The organism is Nonomuraea sp. NPDC051298 (assembly GCF_055586305.1).
The window spans coordinates 221558-238431 of sequence record NZ_JBVJIM010000004.1; the positions used below are offsets into that span (position 1 = coordinate 221558).

Annotated in this window: 19 protein-coding genes; 6 read left to right on the forward strand and 13 right to left on the reverse strand. The window is 70.1% G+C overall.

All coding sequences use genetic code 11. The features are described 5' to 3' along the window. Positions 1-7: 7 nt before the first annotated feature. Together ACZ6S0_RS14660 and clpS are read right to left on the reverse strand one after the other, a co-directional pair. Positions 8-532 carry a DUF2017 domain-containing protein gene (locus ACZ6S0_RS14660; RefSeq protein WP_344885513.1) on the reverse strand — a complete coding sequence of 175 codons (525 nt, stop codon included), beginning with the start codon at positions 530-532 and terminating at the stop codon, positions 8-10. Between the two features lie 85 nt (positions 533-617). Continuing rightward, the gene (gene clpS / locus ACZ6S0_RS14665) at positions 618-911 is read right to left on the reverse strand and encodes an ATP-dependent Clp protease adapter ClpS (RefSeq protein ID WP_344885516.1); all 294 of its coding nucleotides are present in this window, start codon (positions 909-911) and stop codon (positions 618-620) included. Between the two features lie 46 nt (positions 912-957). On the opposite strand from clpS, the gene ACZ6S0_RS14670 reads away from it, so the two are divergent. Further along, positions 958-2241 carry a nicotinate phosphoribosyltransferase gene (locus ACZ6S0_RS14670; protein ID WP_465916696.1) on the forward strand — a complete coding sequence of 428 codons (1284 nt, stop codon included), beginning with the start codon at positions 958-960 and terminating at the stop codon, positions 2239-2241. 15 nt (positions 2242-2256) lie between these two features. Further along, positions 2257-2826, forward strand: coding sequence for a nicotinamidase (locus ACZ6S0_RS14675; protein WP_465916700.1), 570 nt, complete (start codon positions 2257-2259; stop codon positions 2824-2826). 35 nt (positions 2827-2861) lie between these two features. Here the strand turns inward: ACZ6S0_RS14675 and ACZ6S0_RS14680 are convergent, their stop codons facing one another. The 4 genes from ACZ6S0_RS14680 to ACZ6S0_RS14695 all read right to left on the reverse strand — a co-directional run bounded on the left by ACZ6S0_RS14680 (position 2862) and on the right by ACZ6S0_RS14695 (position 4802). Next, a complete protein-coding gene (locus ACZ6S0_RS14680; RefSeq protein WP_465916703.1) occupies positions 2862-3056 on the reverse strand; it encodes a PIN domain-containing protein in 195 nt (64 codons plus the stop codon). Further along, complete coding sequence (locus tag ACZ6S0_RS14685; RefSeq protein WP_465916706.1) at positions 3056-3289, reverse strand: ribbon-helix-helix domain-containing protein; 234 nt, start codon at positions 3287-3289, stop codon at positions 3056-3058. Before ACZ6S0_RS14685 ends, ACZ6S0_RS14680 begins: the two co-directional genes overlap by 1 nt. Before the next feature lie 725 nt (positions 3290-4014). Continuing rightward, the gene (locus ACZ6S0_RS14690; RefSeq protein WP_465916710.1) at positions 4015-4392 is read right to left on the reverse strand and encodes an STAS domain-containing protein; all 378 of its coding nucleotides are present in this window, start codon (positions 4390-4392) and stop codon (positions 4015-4017) included. Positions 4393-4577: 185 nt separating this feature from the next. Further along, the gene (locus tag ACZ6S0_RS14695; RefSeq protein WP_465916714.1) at positions 4578-4802 is read right to left on the reverse strand and encodes a hypothetical protein; all 225 of its coding nucleotides are present in this window, start codon (positions 4800-4802) and stop codon (positions 4578-4580) included. Between the two features lie 415 nt (positions 4803-5217). On the opposite strand from ACZ6S0_RS14695, the gene ACZ6S0_RS14700 reads away from it, so the two are divergent. The 3 genes from ACZ6S0_RS14700 to ACZ6S0_RS14710 all read left to right on the forward strand — a co-directional run bounded on the left by ACZ6S0_RS14700 (position 5218) and on the right by ACZ6S0_RS14710 (position 8018). Next, positions 5218-6324: a helix-turn-helix domain-containing protein gene (locus ACZ6S0_RS14700; protein ID WP_465916717.1), complete on the forward strand. Its 1107-nt coding sequence runs from the start codon at positions 5218-5220 to the stop codon at positions 6322-6324. After that, positions 6314-7459: a hypothetical protein gene (locus ACZ6S0_RS14705; protein WP_465916721.1), complete on the forward strand. Its 1146-nt coding sequence runs from the start codon at positions 6314-6316 to the stop codon at positions 7457-7459. Before ACZ6S0_RS14700 ends, ACZ6S0_RS14705 begins: the two co-directional genes overlap by 11 nt. Positions 7460-7541: 82 nt before the next feature. Further along, positions 7542-8018, forward strand: a complete 477-nt coding sequence (locus ACZ6S0_RS14710) for a GNAT family N-acetyltransferase (RefSeq protein WP_465916725.1) — start codon at positions 7542-7544, stop codon at positions 8016-8018. 58 nt (positions 8019-8076) lie between these two features. Here the strand turns inward: ACZ6S0_RS14710 and ACZ6S0_RS14715 are convergent, their stop codons facing one another. From ACZ6S0_RS14715 to ACZ6S0_RS14740, 6 genes are all read right to left on the reverse strand, one after another. Next, on the reverse strand, positions 8077-9831 hold the full coding sequence (locus ACZ6S0_RS14715; RefSeq protein ID WP_465916729.1) for a DEAD/DEAH box helicase: 1755 nt from the start codon (positions 9829-9831) through the stop codon (positions 8077-8079). 124 nt (positions 9832-9955) lie between these two features. After that, positions 9956-10876 carry a hypothetical protein gene (locus tag ACZ6S0_RS14720; protein WP_465916731.1) on the reverse strand — a complete coding sequence of 307 codons (921 nt, stop codon included), beginning with the start codon at positions 10874-10876 and terminating at the stop codon, positions 9956-9958. Between the two features lie 84 nt (positions 10877-10960). Continuing rightward, entirely contained in the window at positions 10961-12346 is a 1386-nt protein-coding gene (locus ACZ6S0_RS14725) for an MFS transporter (RefSeq protein ID WP_465916733.1), read from the reverse strand. A gap of 25 nt (positions 12347-12371) precedes the next feature. After that, complete coding sequence (locus tag ACZ6S0_RS14730) at positions 12372-13358, reverse strand: zinc metalloprotease (RefSeq protein WP_465916737.1); 987 nt, start codon at positions 13356-13358, stop codon at positions 12372-12374. Between the two features lie 79 nt (positions 13359-13437). After that, positions 13438-13701, reverse strand: a complete 264-nt coding sequence (locus ACZ6S0_RS14735; protein WP_344885554.1) for a DUF3039 domain-containing protein — start codon at positions 13699-13701, stop codon at positions 13438-13440. Positions 13702-13813: 112 nt separating this feature from the next. After that, complete coding sequence (locus ACZ6S0_RS14740) at positions 13814-15409, reverse strand: MFS transporter (RefSeq protein WP_465916743.1); 1596 nt, start codon at positions 15407-15409, stop codon at positions 13814-13816. 162 nt (positions 15410-15571) lie between these two features. Between ACZ6S0_RS14740 and ACZ6S0_RS14745 the strand changes: the two genes are divergently transcribed. Then, positions 15572-16186 carry a TetR family transcriptional regulator gene (locus ACZ6S0_RS14745; RefSeq protein WP_465916747.1) on the forward strand — a complete coding sequence of 205 codons (615 nt, stop codon included), beginning with the start codon at positions 15572-15574 and terminating at the stop codon, positions 16184-16186. A 94-nt stretch (positions 16187-16280) separates the two neighbouring features. Here the strand turns inward: ACZ6S0_RS14745 and ACZ6S0_RS14750 are convergent, their stop codons facing one another. Then, positions 16281-16859, reverse strand: a complete 579-nt coding sequence (locus tag ACZ6S0_RS14750; RefSeq protein WP_344885564.1) for a YqgE/AlgH family protein — start codon at positions 16857-16859, stop codon at positions 16281-16283. Between the last annotated feature and the right edge of the window lie 15 nt (positions 16860-16874).

The following is a 16874-nucleotide window of genomic DNA, read 5'->3' on the forward strand; positions in this document are numbered from 1 at the left end:
CCGGAAGCTACCAGAGGGCCCGGACCAGGCTGTCCTGGAGGTAGGTCAGCCAGTCGTAGGTGACGTAGGCCGGATAGCGGGGGTCGTCTTCGGACATCATCGCGATCTCGTCGTGGATCTCCTCGGTCACGTCGAGCTTGGTGCCGAGGGTCAGGCGCAGGTCGTTGAGCGCGCGCAGCCATGCCTGGGCCTCTTCGGGCGACAGCTCAGACCGGCCCGCCCTGGCGGTGTCGTGGACGGTCTGCGCGTCGGCCCGCTTGCCGTCGCGCAGGGTGGCCTCGGTGTAGCGGCGGAACTCGGCCGCCTCCTTCTCGTCCTCGTACGCCGAGGGGAACAGCCTGGCCAGCACCGGATCGGACGGCACCGCGCTGTCGCCGATGCCCAGGGCCCGCTCCAGCGGGTCGTCGCTGGTCTGCCCCGGCGAGACGATGCCGAGCATCATGGAGACCAGCGACCGCAGCAGGGAGATCTCCGCCGCCTCGAACTCCGCGACGACGACGCCGTCGCTGCCTCGCGAGAACCCCGAACTCACCTGCGCCTCTTCCTCGTACGACTGGTGCGGCCCCCGTGACCCGTGCGGCCCGCGCGACCCGTGTGATCCGCGCCGTGCGTGCGTCTCACTTGACCGAGTCCGGCTGGACCGTTGCCCACAGGCCGTAGGAGTGGAGAATCTGCACATCCCGTTCCATCTCCTCGCGCGTGCCACTGGACACGACCGCCTTGCCCTTGTGATGCACGTCCATCATGAGCTTCTCGGCCTTCTCACGCGTGTAGCCGAAGACCGTTTGGAAGACATAGGTCACGTAGGACATGAGGTTGACGGGGTCGTTCCAGACGATGGTCACCCATGGCAGATCGGGCCGGACGTCCGATGACGGACGCTCAACGGCGATTGGAGCGGTGCTACCCACATCCAGAAGTCTGCCCTATCTGGGCCGTAGTCTTCGAGTCGTGACAATGACCATGAGCACTGCGTTGCTCACAGATCACTATGAGCTGACGATGCTGCAGGCCGCCCTGCGCAGCGGCGCGGCGCACAGACGGGCGGTTTTCGAGGTGTTCGCCCGCCATCTGCCTGGTGGGCGGCGCTACGGCGTGGTCGCCGGCACGGGACGTATCCTCGACGAGCTTGAAAGCTTCCGTTTTGGTGACGAAGAACTCACCTATCTGCGAGATCATCAGATCGTCGACGACACCACTCTGGCGTTTCTCGCCGATTTCCGGTTTTCCGGGAACATCCACGGCTACCGCGAGGGCGACCTCTATTTCCCCGCCTCCCCGATCATGGTCGTGGAGGGCACCTTCGCGGAGGCCGTGCTGCTGGAGACCATCTCCCTGTCGATTCTCAACCACGACTGCGCCATCGCCTCCGCCGCCTCCCGCATGACCAACGCCGCCGGTCGCCGCCCGCTCATCGAGATGGGCTCGCGCCGCACGCACGAGGGCGCCGCCGTGGCCGCCGCCAGGGCCGCGTACATCGCCGGGTTCGCCTCCACCTCCAACCTGATGGCCGGGCGCATGTACGGGGTTCCCACGGCCGGCACGGCGGCGCACGCGTTCACGCTGCTGCACGACTCGGAGCGGGCGGCGTTCGAGGCCCAGATCGCCACCCTGGGGCCGGAGACGACGCTGCTGGTGGACACGTACGACGTGGCCGAGGCGGTGCGGACGGCCGTGGAGCTGGCCGGGCAGAAGCTCGGCGCGGTGCGCATCGACTCGGGCGACCTGGCGGCCGCCGCCCAGGAGGTACGCGAGCAGCTCGACGCCCTCGGCGCCTTCGACACCCGCATCCTGGTCACCTCCGACCTCGACGAGTACGCCATCGCCGCGCTCGCCGCCGCCCCCGTCGACGGCTACGGCGTGGGCACCTCCCTGGTGACCGGCTCCGGCGTGCCGACGGCGGCCCTGGTGTACAAGCTGGTGGCCCGCGAGACGGCCGCGGGCAGGCTCGAGGCCGTGGCCAAGCGCTCGGTGGGCAAACCGTCGCGCGGGGGCCGCAAGGAGGCGTACCGGATTCTGGACGAGAACGGGCACGCCGAGACCGAGCTGATCACCACCGGCGGGCTCGTCCCGGAGGGCGGCGTTCCCCTGCTGCACGAGCTGGTGCGCGACGGCGAGGTGGTGGGCCGCGAGCCCCTGTCCGCCGCCCGCGAACGCCACGCCGCCGCCGTCGCCGCCCTCCCCCTCGACGCCCTCCACCTCGGACGGGGGTACGCGGCGATCCCCACCGAGTTCGCCTGACGTATCGTGCTGTCCATGGGCACCGCGTTGATCATCGTCGATGTGCAGAACGACTTCTGCGAGGGCGGCAGCCTGGCCGTGGCCGGGGGCTCGGAGGTGGCCGCGGCGATCTCCCGCCACGTGACCGACCACGGCTACGACCACGTCGTGGCCACTCGCGACTACCACATCTCCCCCGGCACCCACTTCTCCGACGCCCCTGACTACGTCTCCACCTGGCCCGCCCACTGCGTGGCAGGGACCCCTGGAGCGGACTTCCATCCCTCGTTCGACGTCTCGGGGGTGGAGGAGGTCTTCAGCAAGGGGGCGTACGCGGCGGCGTACAGCGGCTTCGAGGGCCTGTCCGGCGACGGGGTGCCGCTGGCGGAATGGCTGCGCGAGCGCGGCGTGCACGAGGTCGACGTGGTGGGCATCGCCACCGACCACTGCGTGCGGGCGACGGCCCTCGACGCGGTCACGCACGGGCTGGCCGTACGCGTCCTCCTCGGCCTGACGGCGGGGGTGTCACCGACGACCACGGAGGCGGCGATCGCCGAGATGGAGCGGGCAGGCGCCACCCTGAAGGGCGCGCCTGCCGGGGGGTGACTCAGTTCGCGTCCGCGGGCAGCACGGTGAACGCCTCACCCCAGAGCGGGCGCATCGCCCTGAAGCCGCACGCCGATCCTGGTCATGAGCATGTAGTCGACCTCGGCCAGGACGAACGGCGAGAGGACCACCCCGCCCGTCTCGTTGTCGAGGACCTTCCTCGCGGCGAGGTGTTCGGGGGCGGAGCGATCCGCGGCGGCGAACACTCCGCTCGTGTCGAGGATGAGCATCAGTCGAGCCCATCCCGCCCGAACCCCTCGGCGAGGATCTCGTCCACGCGCTCCGCCATGGTCGGATCGCCGCAGTCGAACAGCGGGAGCCGGGGGCGGGGGCGTTCGCCGACGATCTCCTCGCTCAGCGCGCGCCTGATGGCCTCGCGCATGTAGGCGTCCTCGGACATCTCATGAGCCCGCGCCGCCTCGGCGACCCGGTGCTTGATGTCCTCCGGTAGATACAGACTCACCTCAGGCACCTCCTACGGTAACCCGGCGCCTCCGTGGCACCGACGATCACGAAGCGTACACACTTTGCAACGCTCAGGTCATGTGATATCGAAGAGGGCGGACCCATTCCGAAGTCGGAGCAATGCGGAGAGTGAAAACTCTTCCAATCGGTGGGAGGTTCCTCATGCTGCCCCTCTCGCTCGGCATGGCCTGGCTCCTGCTCGCCCCCCTCTGCCTGTGGCTGCTCATCACGGGGAGCAGGGGCGAGCGCGCCGCCGCGCTCGCGACGTTAGCCCTGCTGGAGGGCGGGACGATCGCGATGAGCGCCCTCCAGCACTCCACCGCCGCCGAGGTGCGGCCGGTCGGCGCGCACGCCGCCCCGGCCCCGCCGCCCGCCTGCGAGGAGCGCGCCCCCAGCCCTCGGTACGCGAAGGCGGGCGACGAGCTGGTGCTGGCCTGGCGGGCCGGGCCGCGTCCGTGCGACAGCGCCGAGGTCGTGCTCCGCACCCACGGCAGGAAACTGCTGGTCTGGCTGTACGAGGCCCCACGCACCGGCGAGCACGTGGCCGTCCTGGCCAGGCGTCACCGCGACGTCTTCACCCTCCCCGTGAGCCCCAAGGACGGCATGGTCACCCTGAAGGTGCCGTGGCACGAAAAGCCCGGCGTCATCCCCACCGACGGCCGCACAGGACGCCGCATCCCAGGCCCGGCCACGCGACGCCCCTGGAGAGCGGCGCGGGCCCGGCTACGCCTGCGCCATGGTCAGTCGCAGGGCGTCGTCGAACGTGGCGAACACCTCGAACGCGTGCCGCAGCCCGGTGATCGACAGCACCCTGGCCATCACCCCCTGAACCCCGCCGAGCAGCAGCCTGGTGCCACGGGTCTCGCATCGCTGCATGATGTCGACGAGTTCGTTCATGCCCATGGAGTCGCAGAACGAGACCTCGCCCAGATCCAGGAGCAGGAAGGATTTGGGGGGTAACTCCCAGATGCGCTGGACGTGCTCTCTGAGTATCGGCAGCGCGTTGACGTCGAGCTCACCTTCGAGCCTGACGATGACGGCATTTCCAGAGAGGCCGGAAGTGACGGTGAGGGTCGGCCTTCCGGTGGCCTCAGACGACATGGGAAAAGCCCTTCCGCATTTCCGAAGACGAGCCAAGGTGGTTCTTGCCGCTTCCGCCGGGCTTCTAACGGAATGCCACCGGTCTGTGACCAAAATGCGCGCGGCCACGAGCCGCAACCACCGGCCCGGCGTCCGCTTCGTACCCCTTCACCAGGGGTTTCCGCGTCGCCGGGCCTGCGTGCCCCTCAGGCCGCCCCGAAGGCGGCGAGGTAGGCGAGGGCCAGGACGGCGAGGATCACGAGCAGGACGCTCGTGCCGCTGACGACCATGACCACGTGCGTCCGCCGCCGCAAGGCGCGGAGCCCGGCCCAGGAGAGGGTGATCAGGACGGTGAGGATGACGAGGGACAGGTGCCGGGTCTCGATGGTTTCGGGCATTGCCACCGCGAGGTGGAGGGCTACAGTTGGCATGGGTTTTCCCTGGTGCGGAGACGCGCTCTGACAGAAACCTTGCCGCGCGGACACCTCTGAGTGGATGTCGGTTCCTGGGGGTGTCCACGGTCTTTCCGCTGGGATGCCGCTCGGTGGCCGGGGACGTGGCCGGGGACGTGGCTCATCTCGTGACTGTCGTGAACCACCTCCACCAACTATTCAGTCAACTTCAGTCGTATTAACTGAACTTCTTTCATATTCATTGATACCCCCTGCGGATACCGCCCACGCGCCACGTTCGAGACCCGCCACTCGCTAGACTGGTGGCTCTTTGTGCTCGGGTTTACCCACGTCGAGCCCCATGTGGGGATCTAGCTGCGGATTCGCCCATCGACTTCGCGGTGCGATCGATGTTCACTAGAAATCACTGAAGTTCACACGAATGAGGCTGGGCATGAGCGGCGACGATTCCGCGCGGACCGCGCTGGCCCGCCGCCTGCGCGAGCTTCGCGAGGGCCACTGGCCTGACCTGCGGGTCACCCAGGCACAGCTCCGTGAGGCGCTCGGGGTCAGCGTCCCGCTGATCTCCTCGTGGGAGTCGACCCACGCGATCAAGGTCCCGCCCCTGCACCGGCTGGAGAAGTACGCCGCGTTCTTCGCGACGAGGCGCTCGGTGGCCAACGGGCGGGCCCGCCTGCTGCCGCTCGCCGAGCTGACCGCCGGTGAGCGCGAGGAGCAGCACAGGCTGCTGGCCGAGCTGACCCGGCTGCGCCAGACCACGCTGCGGGCCCTGGCCTCGGGAGAGAGCGCCGAGCCCGCGCCCGGCGACGACGGCTTCCGCCACAACCCCTGGCGGTTCCCCGACGGCGAGCCGATCACGATCATCTGCTCGCAGCTCCCCGAGGAGCAGCGGGCCAAGATCCCGTACGCGTCGCCGGAGACCGCCGACTACATCGAGCACTACAAGTACTCCGACCTCGACTCCCTCTTCGAGCTGCACGGCCATCTCCGCGCCGCGAACCCGCGCAGCCTGGTCACCCTGCGCGCCCCCGAGGACTTACGCTCCGACGACTTCACCACACACCTGGCGCTGCTCGGCGGCGTCGACTACAACCAGGTCACCGCGTCCATGCTGAGGCGCATGGAGCTGCCGGTGCGGCAGGTGGCCGACTGGGAGGGCGCGCTCGGGCCGTACTTCGAGGTGGACGAGGGGCACGACACACGCAGGCACTACCCGGTGCGCACGGGGTCAGGCGCTAATGTGCGACTCCTGGAGGACGTCGCGCTCTTCTACCGCGGGGTCAACCCCAACAACGTCGAACGCACGCTGACCATTTGCAATGCGATGTACGGCAGAGGCGTGTACGGCGCGGTCCGGGCGCTGACCGACGAGCGGTTCCGCGACAGGAACGCCGCCTACCTGCGCCGGCGCTTCGGCAACGCCTCCTCCTACAGCATGCTCACCCGGGTCCGGATCGAGGGCCAAGCCGTCGTCACACCCGACTGGACTCTGGAATCGATGCGGCTCCACGAATGGTCGGAGCCCGCCCATGGCGAATGAGAACCACCACGGCTCACACAGACATCTCGTCGACCTGCGCCTCACCGACGGCGAGGGCCCGCAGGAGGCCACCGTGGACGCGATCATCGTCCCGACCATCCGGCACCCGCGGTGGCTGGGCCACGCGACCCGCCTGGCGACCGCGCTGGGCTGTCCCCTCGTGACGCTGCACAGCCGGCCGTGGAGCAAGGCCGACCGGGTGGCCGCCCTGATGCCGTACGACGTGCGGTACATCGCGATCGACATCGACGACGCGGGCCGGCTCAACATGCCGGACTTCGAGACGACCGCGATCGTGAAGGGCACCAAGTTCGAGCGGGCGACCGACCTCAGCGCCAAGCGGAACATCGGGCTGCTCCTCTCCCACGTGATGGGCTGGGAGCGCGTCGTCTTCCTCGACGACGACATCGAGGTGGGCGGGCACGAGGACGTCATGCGCGCCGCCGCGCTGCTGGACCGGTACGACGCCGTGGGCATGCACATCGGCGGCTTCCCCGACAACTCGGTGGTGTGTCACGCGCACCGGCTGGCCGGGGGATATCAGGACTCGTTCGTGGGCGGCGGCGCGCTGGCGGTCGAGACGTTCCGCGACCCCTCGTTCTTCCCGAACGTCTACAACGAGGACTGGTTCTACCTGCTGGGCGAGACCTCGCTGCGCCGCCTGGCCGTGACGGGGATGGTGAAGCAGCGGCCGTACGACCCGTTCGACCGCGCGGTACGAGCGCGCGACCAGGAGTTCGGCGACGTGCTGGCCGAGGGCGTCTACTGGCTGCTCGACCACCGGATCGGCTGGGCCGCCGCCACCGACACCCGGCACTGGGCCGACTTCCTGGCCAGGCGCAGGGCGTTCATCCTCGACGTGCTGCGGCGCGTCCGGCAGTTGACGCCCGGGTCCGGGCCCGATCCACGGGCCATGGAGGAGTCGCTGCGGGCCGCGCTCGGCCGGCTCAACAGCATCGAGCCGGAGTTCTGCGTGCGCTACATCAAGGGCTGGCGCGAGGACCGCCACCGCTGGATCGAGCACCTGCGCAAGCACTCACTGCTCGCCTCGGACGTACGGGACGCGCTGAAGTGGCTGGTCAAGGATGGCGCGGCGGCACTCAACCACCAGCCACGCCTGAATCTTCCCATTTGATTCACTTCAGTCCCGATTGGGAATCTTGACGTCCGTGGAGGCACCTGAGATACGCCAAGCCGTCCATGCCGACCTCCCTGCCGTGATCCGTTCACTCGGACAGGCGGCCTACTTCGCCGACCGGCTCAGGCTGCAGGACGCCGGGCACGGGCTGCTCCTGGTCGCCTGGGAGCGCCAGGTGGCGCTCGGAGACGTCTACGTCTGGCTGGCGCCCGCCGAGGAGCCGGAGCTGCGCGCCCGCCTGCCCGGGGTCGCGCTGCTCACCCACCTGGAGGTCGCGGAGAAGCGGCGCAACGAGGGCATCGGCACCCGGCTGCTGGACGCGGCCGAGGAGCGCCTGACCGCCATGGGACACGAACGGGTCGCCCTCGGCGTCGGACTGGACAACCCGGCCGCGCACCGGTTGTACCTGCGCCGCGGGTACGCGGAATGGCCGTACGGGAAGGTGGGCACCACGCAGGTCGTCTACGGCGCGAACGGCGAACGCGAGCTGCGGCCGGAGGTGTGCCGCATCATGGTCCGCCACCTCGCCCACACCCCCCACCCGGCCCCGCAGTGACCTCCCCCTCCCGGACCGGCAGAGAAGGGGAGGCACAGGCCCTGGCCAGCGGCGCTGGCTAGCGGCGCTGGCTGGCCCATCGGCGGATCAGGTCGATCCGCTCCTGGATCTGCTCCACCGTCGCCTGCGCGATCGGCGGCCCTCCGCAGGCCCGCCGCAGCTCCGCGTGGATCACCCCGTGCGGCTGCCCCGTGCGGTGGTTCCAGGCGCCCACCAGGCCGTTCAGCTCGCGCCGCAGCTCGGCGATCTGCTCATGCGGCGCCTGCGACTGCACGGGCTCCTCGGCTGCCTCCTGCCTGCGCTTGGCCGCCTGCTGGTCGGACTGGCGCTTGCGCAGCAGCGTCGCCACCTGGTCGGGCTCCAGCAGGCCGGGCAGCCCGATGAAGTCTTCCTCCTCGGCCGAGCCGATCTCGGCGCCGGTGCCGAACTCGCCCCCGTCGAAGAGCACCCGGTCGAACGTGGCCGAGGTCTCCATCGTCTCGAACGGCAGCTCGTCGCCCAGCACGTCGGGCTGGTCCTTCTGCCGGTTGGCCTGTTCGAGCAGCGAGTCGTCGAGGCCGTCTTCAGGAGGCCGCTTGTTGAGCACGTGGTCGCGCTCGACCTCCATCTCGTTGGCCAGCCCCATGAGGGTGGGCACCGAGGGCAGGAACACCGAGGCGGTCTCGCCGCGCTTGCGCGCACGTACGAAACGCCCCACGGCCTGGGCGAAGAAGAGCGGGGTCGAGGTGGAGGTGGCGTAGACGCCGACGCACAGCCGGGGGATGTCGACGCCCTCCGACACCATGCGCACGGCCACCAGCCAGCGGTCCTGCGAGGCCGCGAACTGCTTGATCTTCTTGGACGCGCCCGGGTCGTCGGACAGCACCACGGTCGCGCCCTCGCCGGTGATGTTGCGCAGGTGGCGGGCGTAGGCCCGGGCGGTCTCGTGGTCGGTGGCGATGACCAGGCCGCCCGCGTCGGGCACGCCCCTGCGCACCTCGGTGAGCCGGCGGTCGGCGGCCTGCATGACCTGGCGGATCCAGTCGCCCTTGGGGTCGAGGGCGGCCCGCCACGCCTGGGAGAGCTGGTCTTTGGTGAGGGGGGTGCCCAGCGTCGCGGCGATCTCGTCTCCCGCGCGCGTGCGCCACTTCATCTCGCCGGAGTAGGCCAGGAAGATGACCGGCCGCACGACCCCGTCGTCGAGCGCGGGGCCGTAGCCGTAGGAGTAGTCGGCGACGCTGCGCTTGAGACCCTCGGCGTCCTCCGCGTAGCCGACGAACGGGATCGGGTTGTCGTCGGACCGGAAGGGGGTGCCGGTGAGCTGGAGCCGCCGCGTGGCGGGCTCGAACGCCTCGCGGACGCCGTCGCCCCACGACTTCGCGTCGCCCGCGTGGTGGATCTCGTCGAAGATGATCATCGTCTTGCGCGCCTCTGTGCGCGCCCTGTGCAGCGCGGGGTGCATCGCGACCTGCGCGTACGTCACCGCCACCCCGACGTAGTCGCGCGAGGTCGCGCCCTGGCTGTTCTTGAACTCCGGGTCGATGGCGATGCCCACCCGCCCGGCGGCGTCGGCCCACTGGCGCTTGAGGTGCTCGGTGGGCGTCACGACGGTGATGGCCCTGATCACCCCGTTGGCGAGCAGCTCGCTGGCGATGCGCAGGGCGTAGGTGGTCTTGCCCGCGCCCGGCGTCGCCACGGTGAGGAAGTCACGCGGCTCGCGCCTGAAGTAGAGGTCGAACGCCTCCTGCTGCCACGCGCGCAGCTTGGGGGCGGTGCCCCATGCGGCGCGGTCTGGATAGGAAGGCGAAAGATGGGACGCGGCGAAGGTGCTCACCGCATCACCTCTGAGGTTCGTGTGCTTCGCTGTCTCACAGTGACCCAAGGGTAATCGGGCCCACCGACAAGACGTGCCGTGAGCCGGGGATTCTGGCCAAGGTCTTTCGTACGTGCTATGCGGCTTATCGGAGGCTCGTCATGAGCGCGTCGAGGGCCTGCCGCCTGCTGTTCTCCTCCGGCTGGAGCAGCCCGACCAGCAGGACGGGCCTGGTCGCGCGAGTGAGCAGCATCACTCTGAGGAACGCGGGGCGGTTGACCACGTCCTCGTACTCGGCCCGCAGCGCGCGGGTGTGGCCGCCGGGCATCGCCCTGTCCTCGACCACGGTCACGCGGTCGCCCTTGAGCAGGAGCCGGGAGTACTGCTCCCCTGCCTCGGCGGCGGCCTTCTTGGCGTCCGTCACCGGTCCGGGCATCGGGCGGGCCATGACCAGCGCCCCGTCCCTGTGCCGGGCGACCGAGGTGAACCCCGTGACCGGCGGCACCGGCTCCACGCTCCACCCCTGCGGCAGCGTCGCGGCCACCCCCGCGAGGGCGTCGCTCAGCCGTACCGCCTCCTCGGCCGGGGCGGTGAGCCGCGCCGCCAGGGCCGTCGCCCCCGCCACGACCGCCGTCCCGGCCGCCAGGGACACCAGCACGACCGCCGCCCGCCGCCACACCCGTGACGTGCCGGCGGCGCGTACGCGCATGTGGGGGTCCGCCGGGGAGCCGTGCAGGCGGGCGGAGGGGGGCAGCTCGTCCCACGGCTCCCCGGACCGTACGGGGCCGCCTGGGACGGTTCCGCGGATCCGGGGGTTCCAGGACGGCCCGTCGTCGGCGGGCAGGTCGAGGGGGTGCCCGCGCTCCTCCCCCCAGAAGTCGGGATCCGGGGAGTCCGGGATGGCACGTTCCCTCGGGGGGCGCTCGACCGGGTCGCGGTCCAGGGGGTCGGGGGCGTCGCCCGCCCATCGGTCGCGTTGCAAGGAGGCGTCCGGGTACGGCTGGCTCGTGCGTCGGCGATGCCTGGCCCTCGACTGAGGGGGCCAGACACGGTGATCATCCTCCATGTCACCTCCTTGCCCGCTGTCCTATCACTCCTCGCCACCGGGATCAGGCGATCCGTGATCGCTGTGACGGGAGGGACGGAATATTCAGCGGGTGCGGCCGGCGAGCACGGTGGCGCTCAGCGCGACGGCCGCCATGAGGGCCGAGGTGACCACGAACCCGGTGGCGATCTGGGTCGGGGAGTGCCCGATCACGTTCATCAGCGCGCCGCCGACGCCGATCGACAGCGCCGCGCCGAGTTGGTCGGAGACCGACAGCGCCGCGGAGTTCGCGCCCTGCTCGGTCACCGGCGACTGCCTCATGGCGGTCACGCTGACCGTGGTGATGCCGAAGCCCATCCCGAACCCGGCCACGATCCACGCGGGCACGGCGATCCACCCGGTGACCCCGGGCAGCACGCAGAGCAGGCAGACCAGGATCGAGACGGTCACGCATCCGGCGCCCAGCCGGATCCGCTTGTGCGCCTCCCCCGGCCGCCGGCTCTGCAGGAACGAGCCCGCCGACCAGCCCAGCGCCCCGGTCGTCAGCGCGATGCCCGCCTGCGTGGCGTCGAAGAGCTTCACCGACTGCAGCGCCAGCGGGATGAAGGTGTTCACGGCGAAGAAGGCGGAGGAGAAGAAGCCGCGCATCAGGATGGTCGTGGGCAACCCGCGCGTGAACCGCAGCGCCCCCGGCGGCAGCAGCTTGTAGAGGCCGTAGCCCAGCAGGGCCAGGCCCACGGCGGTCTCCAGCGACGCGGGCACGGCGTACGCCTGCAGCCGGTCCACGCCGTGCAGCAGCAGCCCGGCGCCGCCGGCCGTGGCGGTGGCGGCCACCGTCATCGCGACCGGCCTGGACCGCGGCCCGGTGCCGGGCCGCGTCTCACCCGACGAGCCCATCCGCAACGCCGGTACGAGCATCACCAGCGCGGGCACGACCAGCGGCACGATGCCGTAGAAGACGTAGCGCCACCCCAGGTGGTCACCGACGAACCCGGCCACCGACGGCCCCACCATGGCGGGCACCACCCAGGCCGCCGAGAGGGCCGCGAACGCCTTGGGCCGCACCTCCACCGGATAGACGCGGGCGATCATCACGTACAGCGCCACGATGGCGGCCCCGCCGCCCAGCCCCTGCACGGCCCGCGCCACCAGGAACATCTCGGCCGACCACGCCGCCCCTGCCAGCGCCATCCCGGCCGCGAACAGCACCACGCCGGTCAGGAACGGCACCGGGTAGCCGCGCCGGTCCGACCAGAGCCCGGCCACCACGTTCATGAACAGGCTGGCGATGAGGAAGGCGGAGAAGCTGAGCCCGTAGAGGTCCAGGGCGTCCAGCTCACCGGCGATCGCCGGCATGACGACGCCGACCGACATCCCCTCGAACGCGATCAGCGTGACCACGAGCACGATTCCTAAGGTGGCCGTCCGGTACTCGGGGCCGAGGAGTCCCGGGGATCGGTGGGGAGCGTCGAGTGCCTTTGGTGCTGTCACCTACACATCGTAATTTGCCGGACATCTAGGCAGCGGGCGGTGTCGCCCGGAACGCGGCCCACATCTGGTGCATCCGCTCCGCCTGCCCCCGCGTGAACTCCCACATGCACCGGTCGTGGGCGTAGTCCATGAAGTTGTGCGCCGGGTCCATGCCCTCGCGGGCGGCGCAGGTGTCCTTGTCCTGCGGGCAGGCGACGGTCGGCCGGGCCTCGGCCGGGGTGTCGTCGATGCCGTCGCCGGGCTCCGCGCAGCCGTTCTCGAACGTGTGGAAGAGCCCGAGCCAGTGGCCGATCTCGTGGACGCCGGTGAAGCCTCTGTTGTAGTTGGTCATCGCGCCGCCGGGCAGGCTGCGCCAGTCGATCACGACGCCGTCGAGGCGGGGGGTGCCCGCGTACCAGTAGGGGTAGCTGGCGAAGCCCAGCATCAGCTCGCTGAGCTGGGCGATGTAGAGGTTGAGCGTGTCGGCGCCGCCCTCGTGCAGCGCGGTCTTCATGGCCTTCTCGTTGCCGATGGGGTCGGCGAACCAGGCGGCACTCTGCTTGACCGAGATGCCGTCGAGGCGGAAGCGCACGCCGGTGTCGACGCCGCCGTACGTGCCGGCGTACGCGTGGTTGAGCGCGTCGATCTGGGCCAGGATCGTCTGGTCGGACACCAGGCGGTCGGGGCCGCGGCTGACGAGGTGTACGCGGGTGGGCACGGTGATCTGGCTCGGGGGCGTGACACCGGCCAGCCGCTCGTCCAGCTCGGCCATGACCTTCGCGACGTCTTCCGGCTTGGGCGAGCGCGGCCCGGGACGACGCGACCCGGGAGAGCGCGGCCGCGGGGCCCGCAGGCCCGCCGCGAGCATGCGAGACCCGGCCGTCTGCCCGGCCGTCTGCCCGGCCGTCTGACCGGCCGTCTGCGCAGCGTGCCGGGCGCAACCGGCCGCCGGGGCGGCGCCCGCCTCGAACGGCGGGACGAGCCCCGCCGTGAGCAGGCATGCCAACGAGACGGCGGTCACGCGCCGGAGCATGCGGTCCCCCTCCTACGGATTTGCGCTGGTCTGGCTACAGACCGTAACGCTCCGTCGCGGGATTACCGCACAGCAACACTCACTGCTTGTTGTCGTCGCCGCCGTCGCCGCCCGGGGGCAGGCCCTCGTAGATCTCCTTGCACTCCGGGCAGACCGGGTATTTCTTGGGATCGCGGCTGGGCACCCAGACCTTGCCGCACAGAGCGCGGATCGGCGTGCCGGTCACCATGCTCTCGGTGATCTTGTGCTTGTCCGCGTAGTGGGCGAACCGCTCGTGGTCGCCGTCGCCGTGCGACGTCCGCGGAGTGGTCTCCTGCTCTGGGAGGATCTTCGTGCTGCTCACTCCACAGAGTTTATGCCCGCCGACGACCTCGTCCCCCCAAGTCTCCTCCCTTTCCGGACAGCCGTACGGCCCCCGCCCGGAGGGACGGAGGCCGTACGCGGAAGGAGGTCGATCAGCCCACGTGGACCGGGCCGCTCTCGGTCTTCCGCCCCGCCTTGACGAACAGCGCGAGCACCGCGGTCAGCACCGCGATGCAGGTGCTCACCAGGAAGGCCAGGTGCATGCCGTCCATGAACGACAGGTGGATGGCGTCGCCGATCTGCTCGGGCAGCCCCGGAGGCGCCGAGCCGAAGGCGGCGGCCTTCTCCAGGCCCTCCAGCTCGGCGGGCGCGAACGCCTGGGCCGCCGGGCCGAGGTAGCCGGGCAGCGTGTCGGAGATCTCACCGGCCATGACGGCTCCGAGAATCGCGGTGCCGAGCGCGCCGCCGACCTGCATGGCCGACTGCTGCAGACCGCCCGCGACCCCGCTGAGCTGGATGGGGGCGTTGCCCACGATGATCTCGGTGGCGCCCACGAAGACCGGCGAGAGGCCGAAGGCCAGCACCACGAACGGAATGGCGCTCTCGATGAACGACGCGTCGATGCCGAGCCGAGACATGAGGAACATCGCGACCGCGGTGATCAGCAGACCGCCCGACATCGTGAGCCTGGGCCCGAACCTGCTGAGCGCCATGCCCGCCAGCGGCGAGGCGACGATCATGCCGGCGCTCATCGGCAGCATGCGCAGACCGGCCTCCAGCGGCGTCAGCCCGTGCACGCCCTGGAAGAAGAAGCCCAGGAAGAACATCGCCCCGAACATCGCGAAGGCCACCATCATCATGAGGAAGGTGCCGATGGAGATGGACGGGTTCGCGAACAGCGACAGCGGCACCAGCGGCTGCTTGGCCCGGCTCTGCCAGAAGATGAACGCGCCGATGAGCACCACGAACGTGGCGACGAAGGTCAGCGTCGTGCTGTCGCCCCAGCCCCACTCGGGCGCCTTGATGATCGTCCACACCAGCGAGAACATCGCGCCCGACAGCAGCACCACGCCGAGCCAGTCGATGCGCGCGAACGTCTGCGCCCGGTTCTCCTTGATCAGCAGGAAGCCCAGGATCAGAGCCACGACACCGACCGGCGCGTTGATGAAGAAGACCGACTCCCAGCTCACCTTCTCGACCAGCAGCCCGCCCACGATCGGACCGGCGGCGCTCGACAGGCCGATGATCGCGCCCCAGGCCCCCATCGCCTGGTTCAGCTTCTCACCGGGGAACGCCGTCCGCAGCAACGCCAGGGCGGCCGGCTGCAGCAACGCGCCGAACAGACCCTGCAGCACCCGCAGGCCGATCAACGCGCCGACCGGCGAGATGCCGGGAATGATGTCGGCGAGTTCGGCGCTGAAGCCGATGCCCACAGACGAGATGGCGAAGCCCGCCACACCGATGAGAAAGACCCGCTTGTGCCCGAACAGGTCGCCGAGCTTGCCCGCGGTGATCAGAAAGACCGCCAGCGCGAGCAGGTAGCCGCTGGTCACCCACTGCAGGTCGGAGAGTGAAGCCTTCAGGTCGACCTGGATGCTCGGGTTGGCGATGCCCACCACGGTGCCGTCGAGCATCACCATGATGACGCCCAGGCTGACCGCGAGCAGCACCAGCCACGGGTTTCCCCCGCCACCCCGCTCGGCCGGGCCGGGCGATGACGGCGCGTCGACCGCCTTCGCGTGAGCCATGAGTTAGTCCCCCTCAGTACACGTACCGCCCCACATCGGGGCATAGAAGTCGTAAGCCTCCGGTAATCTATGTCAGCCTATGACAGATGACAAACGACTTTTATTGGGCGCACTATGACATATGGCACACTGTGACAAAAGGATGTCGAGGGAGTAACGGCAGTGGGTCTGCGTGAACGCAAGAAGGAGAAGACACGGCTGGCGATCCTCGACGCCGCACTCGACCTGTTCCTCGAACAAGGATACGAGTCGACCACCGTCGAGCAGATAGCGGGGGTCGTCGAGATCTCCCCCCGCACCTTCTTCCGCTACTTCACCAGCAAGGATCACCTGGTGCTGTGGTTCCACGAGCACGGCGAGGAGATCATGCTGGAGACGCTGGCGGACCGGCCGGGCGACGAGCCGCCTTTCACCTCTCTCATGCACGCGCTGCGCGCGGTCGTCACCGACGTCGAAAGCTCAACGCCCGAGGACGCGGAGAGGTTCCTGAAGTTGCGCAAGCTGCTGGACGGTCACCCGCACCTGGTGGGGCTGTCGGTGGCCAGGGGCGCGGAGACCGAGCGGCGGCTGGCCGAGGTGATCGCCGACCGCCGGGGCGTCGATCCCGACGTCGACCAGCTCACCCACCTGATCGTGGCGTTCGCGATGTCCACCATGCGGGTCGGCTTCGAGTGCCCGCGCCGCGAGGGGACCATGAGCGAGGTCATGCGGCGCATGACGGAGACCATCGAGCTGACCGAGCGCTGCCTGCGGCCCGGCTGGGACCTCCAGCACTGACCTCCGCCGCCCGGCTGGGACCTCCGGCGCCGACCCTCCGCCGCCCGGAGCCCGGCTCGGCCCTCAGCGCCGATCTCGCGCCGGGGCTCGGGGGTCAGTTCTGTGTCGGGTCGTCCGGACAGGTGGCCACGAAGGCCAGTTCGCCGCGCTGGCGGCGGAGCACCTGCCGCCACAGCGAGCCGGGGTTCGCGTGGAAGGTGTCGCCCACCTCGGAGTCGACGATGTACCAGGCCCCTTCGGCGATCTCGCTCTCGAGCTGCCCCGACGTCCAGCCCGCGTAGCCCGCGAAGATACGCATCTGCGCGATCTCACCCTGGAGGATCTCGGGCGGCGCGTCGAGGTCGACCGTGCCCAGCCGGGCGACCGCGTCGGTGCCGGCGTGCAGCCGCCGCCAGCCGAGCGGCTCCTCCCCGCTCGGCACCGCCGCCAGCGCGAGCGCGCTGTCAGTCTGTACGGGCCCGCCCTCGAACAACACCGACGGCCCCGTGACCAGCGGATCCCACACCGGCAACACCTGCGTCACCGAGATGTCGCTCGGCCGGTTGAGCACGACGCCCAGGGTGCCGCCGTCGTGGTCGTGTTCGAGGATCAGCACGACGCTACGCCGGAAGTTGGGGTCGTCGAGCAGTGGCGTCGCCACCAACAAGCCGCCGACGTAGATCGCTTCCGCCATACCTCCATCATGAAG